The organism is Solibacillus faecavium (genome assembly GCF_014836905.1).
GTDB classification, from domain to species: domain Bacteria; phylum Bacillota; class Bacilli; order Bacillales_A; family Planococcaceae; genus Solibacillus; species Solibacillus faecavium.
On record NZ_JACSPZ010000006.1, the window covers coordinates 139,588 to 154,321 of the forward strand.

Here is a 14,734-nt window from a genome sequence, read left to right on the forward strand (position 1 = left end):
AAAGCTAAGAACACCACGTCCTGTGGCGACGCTTTTGTGACCAACATCGTGTTGGCCTCGTGCCCGCGGAAAGCGTCCGACTCGGAATGGAAATCAACACATGGTAATGTGAGGAAATAAAATAACTTTTAGAGGTGAAATACAAATGTTTGATCGTTTACAGGCGGTTGAGGACCGATATGAAAGATTAAATGAATTACTGAGCGATCCAGATATCGTAAGTGATTCGAACAAATTACGTGAGTATTCAAAAGAGCAATCCGATATTCAGGAAATGGTAGACGTATATCGTGAATACAAATCAGTAAAAGAGCAACTAGCTGATACACGCGAATTAATGGAAATTGAAAAAGATGCAGAAATGCTTGAAATGATGAAGGAAGAGTTTAACGACTTAAATAAACAAGTTCCCGATTTGGAAGAACGTCTGCGTATTTTATTAATTCCAAAAGACCCGAACGATTCGAAAAACGTAATTATGGAGATCCGCGGTGCTGCTGGCGGTGACGAGGCGAATATTTTTGCTGGTGACTTGTTCCGTATGTATACACGTTATGCAGAAACACAAGGCTGGAAAGTGGATATTATGGAAGCAACGCCAAATCCGGCAGGTGGCTATAAAGAAGTAATCTTGATGATTAACGGTCAAGGTGCTTATTCAAAATTCAAATATGAAAACGGTGCACACCGTGTTCAACGTGTTCCGGCTACGGAATCACAAGGCCGTATTCATACATCAACTGCAACAGTTGCGTGTTTACCGGAAGTACATGTAGAAGATGTGGAAATCCATGAAAAGGATATTCGCGTTGATACATTCGCTTCATCAGGTGCAGGTGGTCAGTCAGTAAATACAACTATGTCCGCTGTACGTATGACCCACTTACCAACTGGGGTTGTCGTTTCGATGCAGGATGAGCGTTCACAAATTAAAAACCGAGAAAAAGCGATGAAAATTTTAGTAGCGCGTGTAGCGGATAAACACCGTCAAGAAGCACAGGCTGAAATCGATGCAACACGTAAGACAGCAGTAGGAACAGGCGACCGTTCTGAACGTATCCGTACTTACAACTATCCACAAAACCGTGTAACAGATCACCGAATTGGCTTAACGATTCAAAAACTTGATCAAATTGTTGAAGGTAAGTTGGATGAAATCATTGATGCACTTATTTTAGATGAGCAAGCAACACGCTTAGCCAACTTAAATGAAGATGCATAAAACTATTTTTGAGGCCCTGAATGGGGCTTCTTCTTTTTTAGAGGAAAACGGTCGCGAAGGAAATGCCGCAAGATTACTATTGCAGCATATTTTACAGACAAATTATTCAGGCTTGATGATGAAAATGCATGAGCCGTTCGCAGTTCAACATCATCAGCAATTTGACGCTTATTTGCAGGAACATATTAAAGGACGCCCTATACAATACATTACAGGTATAGAAGAATTTTATGGAAGAACTTTCAATGTGGATGAGTCGGTTTTAATTCCACGTCCTGAAACGGAAGAATTGATCGTTGGGACAATAGAGCGGATACAAAAGCTATTCGGTGAAAAAAAAGAACTTAAATTTGCGGATATCGGAACAGGTAGTGGAGCAATCGCTATTACGATGAAAAAAGAATGCCCGAATCTTGATGTAACAGCAACGGATATTTCGGAAGCCGCATTGGAAAAAGCGAAGAAAAATGCAGAGCAACTCCACGCACAAATTACATTTAAGCAAGGTGATTTAACAACACCGATTGCCAATGAAAAATGGGATATCGTATTATCTAATCCGCCTTATATCGCGTTTGATGAAATGAAGGACATGTCGGATGTAGTCGTAGCACATGAACCACATAGTGCATTGTTTGCCGAGGAAAATGGACTGTTGCTTTATCGTAAACTAGCAGAAAATTTACCGGCGATTATGAATACACCTGCCTTAATCGGACTTGAAATTGGCTATACCCAGGGAGAAGCTGTAGCTGGATTTTTCAAAAAGAGCTTCCCAAATGCTGATGTAACAATAGTTAAAGATATAAATAAAAAAGATCGAATTATTTTTTGTGAGATTAGTGAATAAAAACTAGATTCCTTGTAAACAATGTTTTGCAAGGGGGAATGAAAATGTTACATGATTACGATATTAAAAATGAATCCAATCTATTTTTAGCGGTTGCTAAATTACTAATAAGTGTGTTGTTTATATATAGTGCAGCTTGTATAGTACCTGATTTTGTAGAGGGGGTACGTGAAGGGCAGGCGCTAAGCGATGAGCAGTTAAAAATCCGTGTAATTGCAAATAGCTCAACAAAAGCTGATCAATTGGTAAAGTATGAGGTCGTAGAAACAATTCAAGGTTATATGCAGGAAACATCAGATTTTTCGGAAGATATCCACAGTGTGGAAAAGATTTATCAAGAAATTCAGAAAACTTACCCACAATTAAAAGTTTCATATAAATTTGGGGATAACTTAATGCCGCCAAAATGGTATTTAGGGCAGTTTTATCCACAAAATAAATATTATTCTGTCAATTTTGTTATTGGACAAGGACGCGGAGAAAATTGGTTCTGTGCAGTATTTCCAACGCTTTGTAAAAAAGATGAACCAGCGAAAACTGAACGACCAACATTTTATATTTCTGAATGGTGGAAGAAAAATAAACAAAAAAGTAATCAACAGAAAATAAAAGAATATACACAGGTAACTGTTAGTTATTAACAAATTGTGGATAATCTTTTGAAATACTTATAGATAGGGGGATGAAATGATGCGAACTTTACAATTAACTGTGGATTATTTTGTGGATAATTCAGAAAATTATACACAAGCTGTGGATTTGTTGAAAAAGGGGGAAGTTGTTGCATTTCCTACCGAAACAGTTTACGGGCTGGGTGCAGTGGCAACAGACGAGAAAGCAGTGAAAAAAATATTCGATGCAAAAGGTCGTCCTTCCGATAATCCGCTTATTGTACATATTGGAACTGCGGAAGAAGTATCCCTCTATACATCATATATTCCTGAAGTTGCTAAATTATGCATGGAGGCTTTTTGGCCAGGTCCACTCACAATTGTTATGCATGCAAAACCAAATATATTGGCACCGAGCGTAACAGCGGGTTTAGATACAGTTGGCATCCGTATGCCTAATCATCCGGTTGCTCTCAAACTGCTGCAAACTTTAAAAGCACCATTAGCTGCGCCAAGTGCAAATCGCAGTGGGAAGCCAAGCCCGACAAAAGCGGATCATGTTTTCGAAGATTTACAGGGTATTATCCCATGCATTTTAGATGGGGGAATGACAGGGATCGGTGTAGAATCAACCGTACTCGATGTTACGTTAAATACCCCTGTTATTTTACGTCCAGGTGGAGTAACGAAAGAAATGCTAGAAGCAGTAATCGGTCCGGTAGATGAGCCAAGCATTGAACAACAAAAAATTGAGTCGACACCGAAAGCACCAGGGATGAAATATATCCATTATGCACCAAATGCACCTGTTTATTTAATAGATGCAAATAAAGAAACAATTGAAAATGCAATAAAACAATTAAAATCTGAGCATAAAGTTGCTCTATTGGCTCCAGAAAGCTTTAAAGATATAAAAGTAGACTACTATTTTTCCTTTGGCGAAGCGCATAATCTTGAACAGATGAGTGCAACTTTGTATGATGCTTTGCGCGCTTGTGATAAAACAGATGCAACAATTATTTTAGCAACGGCTACAACAAAATCCGGGGTAGGGACAGCAATTATGAACCGCCTGGAAAAAGCAGCTGGCGGCAATTGGTTTTCCCTTAAATAATCTTTATGACCACATTCTGCAAATTTTGTAGATGTGGTTTTTTTTGTTGTGTGTAAATCTGTAGGATAATTTTAATTGGAAAAGCATAAATTACAACAGCGCATAGAGGAAGAGGGGAAAAAATGCAGGAAGTGGTTGCTGGGATATTAATGTCGTTTGATGTCGTTGCACTTTATTTAATTGCTACAAATGTTAAAGCTAAGTGGTTATTAGCGTTATGGACGGCATTATTACATATGATTTTCCCGTTAATAGGATACCGTTTTGGGGAATGGATAGCCGTGTATTTAAATAACTGGGCAACAAGCCTTTCTACAATATTACTATTCTTTGTAGGTTTGCAATTACTGCTGTCAAAAAAAGATGAAAGTTTCCCTGCCATATCTTTACCGATTATTGCCATATTTGCGAGCATTGATACCTTTTCAGTTAGCCTATCTTTTGGTATGCTAAATTTAGAAAAATATGTTTTTATTATCAGTGCAGGGTTATCCACATTCTTATTGTCTTATGCAGCTTTAGTAGTAGCGCAAAAAACTACTATTTTGAGAAATAACGCATTAAAGAAAATTGCTGGATTATTACTGATTGTAATGAGTATTATGTTATTAAAATGGTAGATTAGAGGGTGTGAGGAAGATAAATATTTACTTTATTTGTACAGGAAACACATGTAGAAGTCCTATGGCAGAAGCAATTTTAAAAGCTAAAAATTATGAGAATATAAATGTACGTTCTGCGGGTATTTATGCCTACGAGGGAAATGGGATGTCCCGAAATGCCGAAGAAATATTATTGCAAAAGGATATTTTTCAACCCCATCATTCTTCGCAATTTACAAAGAACGATGCACAGTGGGCAGACTTGATTTTAACTATGACGACGGCACATAAAGAAATGGTCATTAATCTTGTTGAAGAAGCTGCACATAAAACGTTTACGTTAAAAGAATATGTAGCGATGGAGGGTGGACCGGATATTCAAGATCCATTTGGAGGCAACCTGCAAATATATGAGCAGACATATGACCAACTAAACGAAGCGATTAATAAACTAGAGACCAAATTACAGTTGGAGGGAAAAATTTAACATGGATTCACAGAAAAAATCATTTAGTTTACGTCGGAAGCTCGTATTATTTGTCGGGATATTAGCGCTTATTACATATACATGTAGTTTTGTATTTATCGAATATTTACGTCCGATGTTTTTCGAAAATACTAGTACGAGCATGTTTCAAATTATTACATATGTATTAGGAATCTTTTGGTCTTGTGCATTGGCAGCTGTGTTTAGTTTAGTAATTGTACGTCCATTACAGCGATTAGAGAGCAGTGCCAATCAGGTAGCTGAGGGTAAAATTGGAAAAGATGTCGACATGCCGAAAACAAATGATGAAATCCGGACTGTAGCTGAGGCATTTCAGGCGATGGTCGTTAATTTGCGCAAAATGGTTAATGGCATTGAGGGGAATTATAAAACTACAGATGAAACTATTCGAAAGCTTTCAGATGAAAGTATATCTGTAACAAATAATGCAGAGCAAATTACGAGCAATATCAGTCAAATTTCATTAGGAGCTGAATCTTCTGCAGTTGCGATTCAGGAAACAGTAGAAGCTATTGAAGAAGTACGTACACTAGCATCTGAAGTAAACAATAAAGCATTACATACAGCTAGTCGTTCGAAAGATCTTTTATCAAATTTAACGTCAACTACAGATGCGATTCACGGAGTCGTAAATAGTATTCAAAAAATTGCGGCGGATAATGAAAATTCATTAGTTAATATTCGCGAATTAGAAAAAAATGCAGAGCAAATTGAACGAATTATCGGCTTAGTTGGAGATATTGCGGGTCAAACAAATTTACTTGCATTAAATGCCTCAATTGAAGCAGCACGAGCAGGCGAGCACGGTAAAGGCTTTGCGGTAGTAGCAGAAGAAGTACGTGGTTTAGCCGATGAAAGTGCTAACGCGGTTCAAGGAATTACAAAATTAATTCAGACGATGCAACAAAATGTATCTATTGTAGTAAAACAAATGAACGAACAAGTTTCATTTGCTGCCAACGAGTCTTCGCGTGTATCTGAAACGACAACAGCCGTTGAAGGTATGACGAAATCAGTGTATGAAATGGCAGATGATGTTGTTCAAATCTCTCAATTGGTTGAACAGCAAATGAAAAATATCGAGCATACATCGCATCAATCACAAGAAGTAGCCGCAATTGCTGAACAAACATCCGCAAGTGCGCAGGAAGTAAGTGCTGCTTCTTCAGAACAAGCGCATGCTATTAAGCAAGTAGAAGCATTGGCGAGCGATCTAAAACAGCAATCTGCTGAGCTATATCGAATGATTCAGCAATTCGACCGCAATCAATAGATTGTCAATACCCTTTATAGACTTGGACAAAATCCAATTTTATAAGGGGTTTCTATTTGTCAAAATTATGACTCTATGTGCATTATAAAAGGGGTTTGTCGTTTCATGTTGAAATGAATAGGGTATGTACGGAATATTACGTATAAAAATTAATCCTGGAGGGATCGTTTTGAAAAAGCTCAAATACTGGTTATTAATGGGTGTAGTAGTAGCTGGTTTAGCTGCATGTGGGGATGCAGAAGAAACAGATACGGACACTACAAATTCAACACCTACTGAATCTACCGAACCAAATGACTCAGCTACGTCAGATGTTTCAGAAGGGGAAAAAGTAGTGAATGCCAGCTGTATCGGTTGTCACGGGGGAGATTTATCAGGGGCAATGGGACCAGACTTAACTAACATCTCATTATCTAAAGAGGAAATTATCGATATTTTAGAAAATGGTAAAGGCGCAATGCCTGCAGGAACTGCAGCAGGTGAAGAAGAAGCAGTAGCAGATTATTTATTATCCATACAATAATTGGAAAAAGTCACTCTGATAAGGGTGATCTTTTTTATGTAAACTTTTAAAGCGAATTGTCCAAAAAAATAACAATATAATAATGTTATAGGTTGAATATTCGTGTTTTGAACTGATAATGCGAAACTTCTGAGGAAAACACGTGTCATTTTGATGTAATAAATGGTACACTGATGTTGAATATAATTGAGTAAAAAAGAGGTAGGAGGTACCTTTATGAAAATTGCGATTTCATCAGACCACGGTGGAAATAATTTAAGAAAAGAAATTATGTCACTATTGGACGAAATGTCGATAAGTTATGAAGATTTTGGTCCACAAACGAATGATTCTGTAGACTATCCAGACTATGCTCGTCCCGTAGCAGAACGTGTAGCAGCAGGTGAGTTCGACCGTGGAATACTAATTTGCGGCACAGGTATTGGTATTTCGATTGCTGCCAATAAGTTTAAGGGCATCCGCTGTGCACTTGTACATGACGTATTTTCTGCAAAAGCAACACGCTGTCATAATGATTCCAATGTATTGGCGATGGGCGAGCGTGTAATAGGACCAGGATTGGCTAGAGAAATTGTTGAAACTTGGTTGAATACTGAATTCGAAGGTGGGCGTCATATTCGCCGCGTAGAAAAGATTTCAGAAATTGAAGGGTAACAAGGAGTGATCTAATGACGGGCTTACACGATTTGCAAAATGATTTAAAACAAGCATTAATTGAATTTGAGCAACAAGTGAAGTTTACCGAAGATCAGCTTTTTGTCGTTGGCTGTTCCACGTCGGAAGTAATGGGCGAAAAGATTGGTACAGCCGGCGCACTCAATGTTGCAGAAGTTTTATATGAAGAATTCTCAAAATTCGCACAAAGAAACAATATCCATTTAGTTTTTCAGGGCTGCGAACATATTAATCGAGCTTTAACGCTTGAGTCAGCTGTGGCTAAAAAGTATCACTTAGAACCAGTTTCAGTCATTCCAGTGCGTACAGCGGGTGGCTCCATGTCCGCCTATGCTTTTTCACAGATGACTGAACCTGTTGTTGTGGAATCAATTCAGGCGCACTATGGGATTGATATCGGTCAAACTATAATCGGCATGCATTTAAAGGCCGTAGCGGTACCTATTCGGACATCTGTTAAACGTTTAGGTAATGCTGTCATTACATTAGCGACAACACGTCCAAAACTTATCGGTGGAGAACGTGCGCAATATAAGTAACGCTTTAACGTTACATACATCATTTTGAATTGGAAACTCCGATTTATTCGGAACAAAATTTAGGGGGATTTTTATAATGGCATTTGAAAACTTAGCTGGACAAGACAAAGCAATTTTAGACGCAATTCTTTTAGAGAAAAAACGTCAAAACACGAACATTGAGTTAATCGCTTCAGAAAACTTCGTATCGGAAGCTGTAATGGAAGCACAAGGCTCATACCTTACAAATAAGTATGCAGAAGGCTATCCTGGGAAACGTTACTATGGTGGATGCGAGCACGTAGACGTAGTTGAAAATATTGCGCGCGACCGTGCAAAAGAATTATTCGGTGCTACATATGTTAACGTACAGCCTCACTCAGGTGCACAAGCAAACATGGCAGTTTACCATACAGTTTTAAAACCGGGTGATACAGTATTAGGCATGAACTTATCTCACGGTGGTCACTTAACGCATGGTTCTCCAGTTAACTTCTCTGGTATTTTATATAATTTCGTAGAGTACGGTGTAACTGAAGATACAAATGTTATCGACTATGAAGATGTAAGACAAAAAGCGTTGGAATCTAAGCCAAAGTTAATTGTTGCAGGTGCTTCAGCTTACCCTCGTGAAATTGACTTCGCAAAATTCCGAGAAATTGCTGATGAAGTAGGCGCATACTTCATGGTAGATATGGCACATATTGCTGGTTTAGTTGCTGCGGGTGAACATCAAAACCCAGTACCATACGCAGATTTCGTAACAACAACAACACATAAAACGTTACGTGGTCCTCGTGGCGGTATGATTTTAACAAATGATGCGAAATGGGAAAAAGAATTAAACAAATCAGTTTTCCCAGGTATTCAAGGTGGTCCATTAATGCATGTCATCGCTGCAAAAGCAGTATCATTCGGTGAAGCATTACAACCAGAATTTAAAGAGTACGCAAAACAAATTAAACTTAATGCAGCAGCATTAGCTAAATCTTTAATGGAAGAAGGCGTTGAAATCGTATCAGGTGGTACAGATAACCACTTACTTCTATTAAATGTAAAATCTTTAGGTTTAACAGGTAAAGTTGCGGAGCATGTATTAGATGAAGTAGCGATTACAACAAATAAAAATACAATTCCATTCGATACTGAATCTCCATTTGTAACTTCTGGAATTCGTGTAGGTACAGCTGCTGTAACATCTCGTGGCTTTAAAGAAGAGGATGTTATTGAAGTAGGCAAAATCATAGCATCTGTTCTTAAAAATCATGAAGACGCTGCAGTAAAAGAAGAAGCTCTTAAACGTGTAGAAGCTTTAACAGCGAAATACCCATTATATGCTTAATTAAATTTCAGCCTTTCCAACTACGCATTTGTAGTTAGAAAGGCTTTTATTATGTTCTGCATGCAAATATTAAGAAGGGTATTTTTTTATATGGAGGGCAAGTTAAGGATAAAGCTAGCTGAAAGAGAGAGTGGACATATACTAGCTATTTTAGTGATAAATATATCCATTTTAATTATTGTGAAATATAAACTCTACTATACAAAATAAGACGTTTTTCAAAACATTCCTGTGAGAGTTTTCGTTAACTTTATTTTCTGTTATACTAACTTAGATAAACAACAGTAAGGAGATGTCAATGTGAGTAAAGTATACGTATTTGACCACCCATTAATTCAGCATAAGTTAACTTATATTCGAGATAAAGATACTGGGACAAAAGAATTCCGCGAGCTAGTAGATGAAGTCGCAACATTGATGGCTTTTGAAATTACACGTGATTTACCACTTGAAGAAATTGAAGTGGAAACACCTGTTACAAAAGCAAAGGCAAAAGTACTGTCAGGTAAGAAAATTGCGATTGTACCAATTTTACGTGCAGGTATCGGAATGGTAGATGGAGTTTTAAAGCTAATTCCTGCTGCAAAAGTAGGGCATATTGGTCTTTACCGTGACCCAGAGACGCTAAAGCCTGTAGAATATTATGCAAAACTTCCAGCTGATGTTGAAGAGCGTGACTTTATTATTGTCGACCCAATGTTAGCAACAGGTGGTTCAGCTGTTGAAGCAATCAACTCACTGAAAAAGCGTGGCGCTAAAAGCATTAAGTTTATGTGCTTAATTGCTGCTCCAGAAGGTGTAGAAGAAATTCAAAAATTACACCCGGATGTAGATATTTACATTGCATCTTTAGATGAAAAACTAGACGACCACGGCTATATCGTACCAGGTTTAGGTGATGCTGGGGATCGTTTATTCGGTACAAAATAATGAAAACAACAAACGCCCGTGCACAAGTAACGGGCGTTTTATCTTGAATCGGCAGTGTTTGAAACAACTGCTGAATCAATACAATAATTAATACTCTAGATTAGACAAGGAGAAGAATGATGACGAAAAAGTTTAAAGTTATGACGATTTTTGGGACGCGTCCAGAAGCAATTAAAATGGCACCACTTGTGTTGGAGTTAGAAAAGCATCCAGAGGAAATTGAATCCATCGTAACTGTGACAGCGCAACACCGTCAAATGCTTGATCAAGTATTGGAAACGTTCGATATTACACCAAATTATGATTTAAATATAATGAAGGATCGCCAAACATTAGTCGATGTAGCGACAAATGCATTACTTGGTCTTGACCGTGTAATGAAAGAGGCAAAGCCGGATATTGTATTAGTCCATGGAGATACTGCGACAACATTTGTCGGAAGTTTAGCTGCTTTTTATAATCAGATTGCAATTGGTCATGTAGAGGCAGGTTTACGTACAGGGCAAAAATACTCGCCTTATCCAGAAGAGATGAATCGACAGTTAACGGGTGTAATGGCGGATTTGCATTTTGCTCCTACAGAACAATCAAGAGCAAATCTACTAAAAGAAAATAAATTGGATGAATCAATTTTCGTGACAGGTAATACGGCGATAGATGCGCTGAAAACTACTGTTAGCGAAAACTATACCCACCCAGTACTTGAAAAGATAGGGACAGACCGAATGATTTTACTGACGGCACATCGTCGTGAAAATTTAGGTAATCCAATGCGCAATATGTTCCGTGCTATTATGCGTTTATTAAATGAACATAAAGATATTCAAGTGGTGTATCCAGTGCATATGAATCCGGCAGTACGAGAAGTTGCAAATGAAATTTTAGGTGACAACCCGAGAGTTCACTTAATTGAACCATTGGAAGTGTTTGATTTCCATAACTTTGCAGCCCGTTCGTATATGATTTTAACTGATTCAGGTGGAGTACAGGAAGAGGCGCCATCGTTAGGGAAGCCAGTGCTCGTATTACGCGATACGACTGAACGTCCGGAAGGTATTGCGGCTGGTACATTAAAGCTTGCTGGTACAGATGAGGAAGTTATTTACTCAATGGCGAAAGAACTATTAACAAATACTAAAGCATACGAAGCGATGGCTCATGCATCGAACCCATATGGTGATGGATTTGCATCTGCTCGTATCGTGGAAGCATTGTTAAAGTTCGCACAAAAGCAACTATTGGAAGATATAATTAAAAATGCAGAAACTAGATAAACTTATCCTAGCGCAATAATTTTAACATTTAAGAGGGAAAAATAGGAGATTACACTTATTTCTATTTTGTCAATAGCAAAATTCGCTATTATTGCTAAAAAAATTTTTCTATGATGCTTCATATTAAGTGGGAATGGAAAAAATGCATGAAATAGCGAATTTTAGCTTTAGTGAAAAAAAGCAGAGAATAATTATGAACAAGAATACACAAATTTGTCAACAATTTGACAAGGAATTTAACTGTGTGAAGTTTTTCACCATTACTAATTGACATCAAAAACCCCCTATTGTATGCTTACAAAGGGTAAGAATGATAAGGGTTTCGTTTAGTCTGAAGACGTTGAAACACTTGTTATATCAAGTTTCTACTAGATTGACGGTTGAAACGAAATTCGTCAATTTGCAACGTTGCGTCTGGATTAAGTCCGTGAAGATTAAGAGACATTTAGAAGTATGAAATGAATGTTTACTATGTGATTTGTCTATAGTAAAAATTATTTAGTACTTGTAACGGCCTCTAATTTTGTAGTGCATTCACTACGATTTTAATTCATTTAATGGTCGATGAACACTTTCTTTACTCGAAAAAGTTTCAGGAGATTAATTGCCAATGCTAAATTTGCATCACATTTTTACAATGCAGAAGAAAGCGTTCTTTTTTTTGCTTGTTGTTTGTGCGTTAGGCTGGGGATTTTCGCCATATGATTCTGTATTTGCTGGTATAGCCCTGGGTGCGTTCTTTGGTACGTATAACTTTTGGATATTAGTTCGACGTATGGAAAAATTTGACCGTTCCATTAGTGAAGGGACAAAAGTAGCATCTATCGGTACAGCGCTTCGCTTTGGATCAGGTGTTGCCGCAGTCGCAATCGCAATATCGTTGCCACAATATTTTCATTTAATAAGCACGGTCATTGGGCTGATGATTCCGTACATCTTTTTAGTAGTAGAAAGAATTGTACATCAAACAAAAAGCCACTAAGGTGCATTTGAAAGAGAGGTGAATGCAAAAATGGATCATACAGCTCCAGAGCTCCACTTGGATTTAGGCTTTATGACGCTTACTTTCAACTTATCTACAGTGTTAACTCTTTTAGCAGCAGCAGCCATCGTATTTTTAATCGCAGTTGTATCTACAAGAAGACTCGCATTAAAACCGACTGGTATGCAAAACTTCATGGAATGGATTATGGATTTCGTGAAAAATATTATTAAGAGTAACATGGACTGGAAAACAGGCGGTCGCTTCCACATTCTAGGTATTACATTAATCATGTTCATTGCCGTATCCAACTTACTTGGTTTACCAATGGGTGGTATTTTGTATGGCAGTGATTTATGGTGGAAATCACCAACAGCCGATCCAGTCGTTACAATGACATTAGCGTCGATGATTCTAGTATTAACACATTATTACGGCGTGAAAATGCAAGGTACAGGTGGTTATGCTAAAACATTCGTCCAACCAATGTCATTTATGTTCCCGTTAAAAATTATCGAGGAGTTCGCAAATACGCTAACTCTTGGTCTACGTCTTTACGGTAACATTTACGCCGGTGAGATTTTACTAACGTTACTAACTGGTTTAGCAGTTTCAAGTGTGTTTGGTTTCTTCGGTGCAATCGTACCAATGATGGCATGGATGGGATTCTCAATTTTCATCGGGTTTATCCAAGCTTTCATTTTCGTTATGTTAACAATGGTTTATATGGCTCACAAAGTGAGTGCAGACCATTAATTATAAATTTCCGCATTCATTGTAGCGCGGCAATTTGAAAAAAAAAAAACAACACATCCAAGGAGGATATTATCAATGGTAGGTTCAGTAGGTTTATTAGCAGCAGCAATCGCAATCGGTTTAGCAGCACTAGGTGCAGGTATTGGTAACGGTCTTATCGTTTCAAAAACAGTAGAAGGTATCGCTCGTCAACCAGAAGCACGTGGCGTTCTTCAAACTACAATGTTCATCGGGGTAGCGTTAGTAGAAGCATTACCGATCATCGCAGTAGTAATCGCATTCATCGTAATGAACCAATAGTCTTCATTAAGATTATTTTAAACCCAGTGGCGAAGTAGAATTCTTTTGAAACCCTTCGCCATTAGTTTTGTATAAAAAAGGAGTACCCTTTTTTTACAAATTTTAAAATGAATAAAAAGTAATACAAAATATAGATTTCTATTCAAGCTCTTGAAGGGAGTGAAACAATCGTGTTTTTAGATTATCTTGTACTAGGTGCAGGTGCTACTGGCCTTAACTTAGGAGACGCTATCGCAACATTAGTGATTTTCTTAGGATTAATGGCACTTCTTAAAAAGTTCGCTTGGGGTCCTTTAATGGGTATTATGCGCGAACGTGAAGAGTTAGTTGCAAACGGTATCGACGCGGCTGAAAAAGCCAAAAAAGAAACACAAGCACTATTAGAAGAACAAAAGAGCCTTCTTAAAGAAGCTCGTACGGAAGCGCAATCAATTATTGAAGGTGCTAAAAAGCAAGGCGAAGCAACACGCGAAGAGATCGTTGTCGCTGCACGCGCTGAAGCGAACCGTTTAAAAGAATCTGCTGTTCGTGATATCGAAGCAGAGAAAGAAAAAGCAATCGCTGCTGTACGTGAAGAAGTCGTTTCATTATCAGTACTTGCTGCGTCTAAAGTTCTTGGGAAAGAAATTTCCGAAGCTGATAACAGCGCATTAATTAAAGAAACGATTGCGAAGGCAGGCGAAGCGAAATGAGTCAATCGACTGTAGCAAATCGCTATGCTCAAGCAACGTATGAATTAGCAATTAAACAAAACGTTCTTACTGAAGTAAGTGCAGATTTGCAGGAACTTACAAAAGTACTGGCTTTAAACGATGAGTTTATAGCATTACTATCTGCTCCTAAAATTTCTACTGACCGTAAGAAAGAACTGATTGCACAAGTTTTAACTGGTGCACAGCCAATCGTAATTAACATGGTTCAATTCTTAATCGAAAAGAAACGTTTAAACGAATTATCAGCTGTAGCAGAACAGTATCAAGCATTAGCAGCAGCTGCTCAAGGCTCTGCAGATGCAAAAGTTTACTCTACGCGCGAGTTAACGGCAGGGGAGAGAGCAGAAATTTCTGCTGCTTTCAGTAAGTTAGTCGGCAAAGAGCAACTGAACATTACAAACATTATCGATGCGTCATTAATTGGTGGCGTACGCGTTCAAATCGGCAACTATATTTTCGACAGCACTGTAGCTTCTAAGCTAGAGGACTTAAAACGAGTATTAGTTGGCTAAATCTTAAGAAATGTGAGAGGTGAACATAC

At 38.0% G+C, this 14,734-nt stretch carries 18 protein-coding genes; all 18 read left to right on the forward strand.

Going from position 1 to position 14,734, the window contains the following annotated elements; all coding sequences use genetic code 11:
• Positions 1-145: 145 nt before the first annotated feature.
• The 18 genes from prfA (at position 146) to H9635_RS13405 (ending at position 14,705) form a co-directional block, all read left to right on the forward strand.
• The gene (prfA, locus tag H9635_RS13320; RefSeq protein ID WP_191700794.1) at positions 146-1,222 is read left to right on the forward strand and encodes a peptide chain release factor 1; all 1,077 of its coding nucleotides are present in this window, start codon (positions 146-148) and stop codon (positions 1,220-1,222) included.
• On the forward strand, positions 1,209-2,072 hold the full coding sequence (prmC, locus tag H9635_RS13325) for a peptide chain release factor N(5)-glutamine methyltransferase (protein WP_191700795.1): 864 nt from the start codon (positions 1,209-1,211) through the stop codon (positions 2,070-2,072). The genes prfA and prmC overlap by 14 nt, the downstream gene beginning before the upstream one ends.
• 44 nt (positions 2,073-2,116) lie before the next feature.
• Positions 2,117-2,713: a stage II sporulation protein R gene (locus tag H9635_RS13330; protein WP_191700796.1), complete on the forward strand. Its 597-nt coding sequence runs from the start codon at positions 2,117-2,119 to the stop codon at positions 2,711-2,713.
• 49 nt (positions 2,714-2,762) lie between these two features.
• A complete protein-coding gene (locus H9635_RS13335; RefSeq protein ID WP_191700797.1) occupies positions 2,763-3,797 on the forward strand; it encodes an L-threonylcarbamoyladenylate synthase in 1,035 nt (344 codons plus the stop codon).
• Between the two features lie 122 nt (positions 3,798-3,919).
• Positions 3,920-4,417 (forward strand): manganese efflux pump, encoded by a 498-nt coding sequence (locus H9635_RS13340; protein ID WP_191700798.1) that lies wholly within the window; start codon positions 3,920-3,922, stop codon positions 4,415-4,417.
• A gap of 10 nt (positions 4,418-4,427) precedes the next feature.
• The gene (locus H9635_RS13345; protein ID WP_318245217.1) at positions 4,428-4,886 is read left to right on the forward strand and encodes a low molecular weight protein arginine phosphatase; all 459 of its coding nucleotides are present in this window, start codon (positions 4,428-4,430) and stop codon (positions 4,884-4,886) included.
• A 1-nt stretch (position 4,887) separates the two neighbouring features.
• The gene (locus H9635_RS13350; RefSeq protein ID WP_191700799.1) at positions 4,888-6,180 is read left to right on the forward strand and encodes a methyl-accepting chemotaxis protein; all 1,293 of its coding nucleotides are present in this window, start codon (positions 4,888-4,890) and stop codon (positions 6,178-6,180) included.
• Positions 6,181-6,349: 169 nt separating this feature from the next.
• Entirely contained in the window at positions 6,350-6,703 is a 354-nt protein-coding gene (locus H9635_RS13355; protein ID WP_225231306.1) for a c-type cytochrome, read from the forward strand.
• A gap of 216 nt (positions 6,704-6,919) precedes the next feature.
• Complete coding sequence (gene rpiB, locus H9635_RS13360) at positions 6,920-7,357, forward strand: ribose 5-phosphate isomerase B (RefSeq protein ID WP_191700800.1); 438 nt, start codon at positions 6,920-6,922, stop codon at positions 7,355-7,357.
• A gap of 14 nt (positions 7,358-7,371) precedes the next feature.
• On the forward strand, positions 7,372-7,917 hold the full coding sequence (locus H9635_RS13365; RefSeq protein WP_191700801.1) for a TIGR01440 family protein: 546 nt from the start codon (positions 7,372-7,374) through the stop codon (positions 7,915-7,917).
• 76 nt (positions 7,918-7,993) lie between these two features.
• On the forward strand, positions 7,994-9,238 hold the full coding sequence (glyA, locus tag H9635_RS13370; protein ID WP_191700802.1) for a serine hydroxymethyltransferase: 1,245 nt from the start codon (positions 7,994-7,996) through the stop codon (positions 9,236-9,238).
• 300 nt (positions 9,239-9,538) lie between these two features.
• Positions 9,539-10,168, forward strand: coding sequence for a uracil phosphoribosyltransferase (upp, locus tag H9635_RS13375; RefSeq protein WP_191700803.1), 630 nt, complete (start codon positions 9,539-9,541; stop codon positions 10,166-10,168).
• Positions 10,169-10,287: 119 nt separating this feature from the next.
• Complete coding sequence (gene wecB / locus H9635_RS13380) at positions 10,288-11,442, forward strand: non-hydrolyzing UDP-N-acetylglucosamine 2-epimerase (protein WP_191700804.1); 1,155 nt, start codon at positions 10,288-10,290, stop codon at positions 11,440-11,442.
• A 610-nt stretch (positions 11,443-12,052) separates the two neighbouring features.
• Positions 12,053-12,424, forward strand: a complete 372-nt coding sequence (locus tag H9635_RS13385) for an ATP synthase subunit I (protein WP_191700805.1) — start codon at positions 12,053-12,055, stop codon at positions 12,422-12,424.
• 30 nt (positions 12,425-12,454) lie between these two features.
• Entirely contained in the window at positions 12,455-13,180 is a 726-nt protein-coding gene (atpB, locus tag H9635_RS13390; protein ID WP_191700806.1) for a F0F1 ATP synthase subunit A, read from the forward strand.
• A 75-nt stretch (positions 13,181-13,255) separates the two neighbouring features.
• A complete protein-coding gene (atpE, locus tag H9635_RS13395; RefSeq protein ID WP_191700807.1) occupies positions 13,256-13,480 on the forward strand; it encodes a F0F1 ATP synthase subunit C in 225 nt (74 codons plus the stop codon).
• Between the two features lie 170 nt (positions 13,481-13,650).
• Positions 13,651-14,172 carry a F0F1 ATP synthase subunit B gene (gene atpF, locus H9635_RS13400; protein WP_191700808.1) on the forward strand — a complete coding sequence of 174 codons (522 nt, stop codon included), beginning with the start codon at positions 13,651-13,653 and terminating at the stop codon, positions 14,170-14,172.
• Positions 14,169-14,705 carry a F0F1 ATP synthase subunit delta gene (locus H9635_RS13405; protein WP_191700809.1) on the forward strand — a complete coding sequence of 179 codons (537 nt, stop codon included), beginning with the start codon at positions 14,169-14,171 and terminating at the stop codon, positions 14,703-14,705. Before atpF ends, H9635_RS13405 begins: the two co-directional genes overlap by 4 nt.
• The last annotated feature ends 29 nt before the right edge of the window (positions 14,706-14,734 follow it).

Coding starts and splice junctions, on each gene's coding strand:
- prfA (WP_191700794.1), top strand. CDS start 146: ATGTTTGATCGTTTACAGGCGGTTGAGGACCGATATGAAAGATTAAAT.
- prmC (WP_191700795.1), top strand. CDS start 1,209: ATGAAGATGCATAAAACTATTTTTGAGGCCCTGAATGGGGCTTCTTCT.
- H9635_RS13330 (WP_191700796.1), top strand. CDS start 2,117: ATGTTACATGATTACGATATTAAAAATGAATCCAATCTATTTTTAGCG.
- H9635_RS13335 (WP_191700797.1), top strand. CDS start 2,763: ATGCGAACTTTACAATTAACTGTGGATTATTTTGTGGATAATTCAGAA.
- H9635_RS13340 (WP_191700798.1), top strand. CDS start 3,920: ATGCAGGAAGTGGTTGCTGGGATATTAATGTCGTTTGATGTCGTTGCA.
- H9635_RS13350 (WP_191700799.1), top strand. CDS start 4,888: ATGGATTCACAGAAAAAATCATTTAGTTTACGTCGGAAGCTCGTATTA.
- rpiB (WP_191700800.1), top strand. CDS start 6,920: ATGAAAATTGCGATTTCATCAGACCACGGTGGAAATAATTTAAGAAAA.
- H9635_RS13365 (WP_191700801.1), top strand. CDS start 7,372: ATGACGGGCTTACACGATTTGCAAAATGATTTAAAACAAGCATTAATT.
- glyA (WP_191700802.1), top strand. CDS start 7,994: ATGGCATTTGAAAACTTAGCTGGACAAGACAAAGCAATTTTAGACGCA.
- wecB (WP_191700804.1), top strand. CDS start 10,288: ATGACGAAAAAGTTTAAAGTTATGACGATTTTTGGGACGCGTCCAGAA.
- H9635_RS13385 (WP_191700805.1), top strand. CDS start 12,053: ATGCTAAATTTGCATCACATTTTTACAATGCAGAAGAAAGCGTTCTTT.
- atpB (WP_191700806.1), top strand. CDS start 12,455: ATGGATCATACAGCTCCAGAGCTCCACTTGGATTTAGGCTTTATGACG.
- atpE (WP_191700807.1), top strand. CDS start 13,256: ATGGTAGGTTCAGTAGGTTTATTAGCAGCAGCAATCGCAATCGGTTTA.
- H9635_RS13405 (WP_191700809.1), top strand. CDS start 14,169: ATGAGTCAATCGACTGTAGCAAATCGCTATGCTCAAGCAACGTATGAA.